This window comes from Candidatus Streptomyces philanthi (genome assembly GCF_059553635.1).
Genome location: NZ_JCANQV010000541.1, coordinates 1 through 1891, shown reverse-complemented (window position 1 = coordinate 1891; position 1891 = coordinate 1). Strand labels below are relative to the sequence as shown.

The 1891-nt window shown below is 77.0% G+C and carries 2 protein-coding genes; one reads left to right on the top strand and one right to left on the bottom strand.

Annotated elements, in window-relative coordinates:
- The coding region (locus AC51EU_RS30010) for a PucR family transcriptional regulator ligand-binding domain-containing protein (protein ID WP_496270244.1) at positions 1–1093 on the bottom strand (1093 nt) is incomplete at its 3' end.
- A gap of 91 nt (positions 1094–1184) precedes the next feature.
- Between AC51EU_RS30010 and AC51EU_RS30005 the strand changes: the two genes are divergently transcribed.
- Positions 1185–1891 (top strand): MFS transporter (locus tag AC51EU_RS30005; RefSeq protein ID WP_496270243.1); only part of this gene is annotated, 707 nt, incomplete at its 3' end.

The window sequence follows — 1891 nt, the reverse complement described above, 5'->3', positions numbered from 1 at the left end:
CCTGCCCCGTACGCAGCGCCGCGAGCAGCGGCACCCGGCCCTCCACCGGCCGCACCCCCAGTAGCACCGGCACCCCGGTGGCGGCCAGTTCCTCGCGCAGCGCCCGCGCGAGGACCGCCCAGCTGCCCGCGGACGGCAGTCCCGAGGACAGCCGCATCACCACCGGGAGCACCGGGCCGTCCCCGGGACGGAACCCCAGCAGCCGCGCCTGCCCCGGGGCCTCCGCCGCCGAGATCCGCCCCTCCGCCAGATCGGCGAGGAAGTCCCCGCGTCCCCGGGCGGCGAGCACCTCCTCCTGGCGGGACTGGAGCATGACGACGGCCAGCAGCCCGGCGGCCCGTTCGGCGGCGATGCGGTGCACCGGCGCCGTCGGCGTGTTCACCGGCAGCAGGACGAGACGGGCGCGCACCGCGTCCGGGCCGTGGCCGCCGCCGGGGACGTCGACACGTACCCCGGTCTCCCGCAGGCCCTCCCACGCGAGCAGCGGATCGGCGTCCCCCGGCCCGCCCTCGGGCCCCGCCGCGTACAGGGGGCTGCCGTCGGGCGCCTCCAGGCACAGCGGGTTGCCGGTGAAGTCCGCCAGCAGCCGCAGCACCTCGGGGGCCCCGCCGCCGCTCAGCAGCGTGTCGGTGCAGCGGCGCAGCAGTGCGTCGGCGCGGCGCAGCAGGGTGTAGTGGCTGTTGACGATCTCGGTGTGGATCTCCTCGGTCACCGTGACGTACGGGACCTCGCGGTGCAGCTGCACCAGCGGCAGTCCCCGTTCGCGGGCCGCGTCCACCATCGCCGGGGGCAGTGCGGCGAACCGCGACCCCAGTTCCACCACGAGGGCGGCCACCTTGCGGTCGGCGAGCTGGTGGACGAACGCGCGCTGCTCCGACGGCCGCGCCCCCACGCCCAGGCCGGTCGTCAGCAGCAGCTCGCCGCCCTTGAGGAGGGAGGCGATGTGCGGGACCTCCCCGGCGTGCACCCAGCGCACCGTGCGGTCCAGCCGGTCCCCGCCCGCCAGCACCTCCGGCAGCCCGCGCCGCAGCGCCGGCAGCTCCAGCGCCCTGCGCACGGTGATCTCGGCTTCGATCGTCACTTCCGGCCCCATGCGGTCGAACGGTACCCGTAGTACGCGCCGGTGCCGGAGCGGCCGGAAATCCGGGAGGGACGGCCCCGGGGCGCCGCCTACGCTGTGCCGCATGTCAGGTACCGAGCAAAGTTCCTCCGCCCCGGCCGGCCATGGCACCCCGGACCCCCTCATACCCGGCGGCCGGCCCCCGGTCCCCGACCGCGCCGCGGTGCAGCGGCGCACCGTACGGGTCCTGATGTCCGCCCAGGTGGTGGCCGGGATCGGGATCGGCTCGACACTGTCGTCGGGATCCCTGCTGGTCAACCGGTTCACCGGGTCGGACGCCGTCGCGGGCCTGTCGAGCACCTCCGCCACCCTCGGCGCCGCCGTCCTCGGCATCCCGCTCGCCGCGCTCTCCCGGGCCCGGGGCCGCCGCGCCGGACTCGGCGCCGGCTGGCTCATCGCCGCGGCCGGCACCCTCGTCGTCCTGCTCGCCGCCCGGCTCGGCCTGGCCGCGCTGGTGCTCACCGGAACCCTCCTGCTCGGCGCGGGCACCGCCGCCAACCTCCAGTCCCGGTACGCCGCCACCGACCTGGCCGACGACGCCCACCGGGCCCGCGCCCTCTCCCTCGTGGTGTGGTCCACCACCGTCGGCAGCGTCATCGGCCCCAACCTCACCGGCCCCGGCGAACCCGTCGCCCGCGCCCTGGGCCTCCCCGAGGAGGCCGGCACCTTCGTCTTCTCCCTCGCCGCCTTCCTCTGCGGCTGGGCCCTCATCCGCTTCCTGCTCCGCCCGGACCCGCTCCGGCTGGCCGCCTCCCTGGCCCGCGCGGAGTC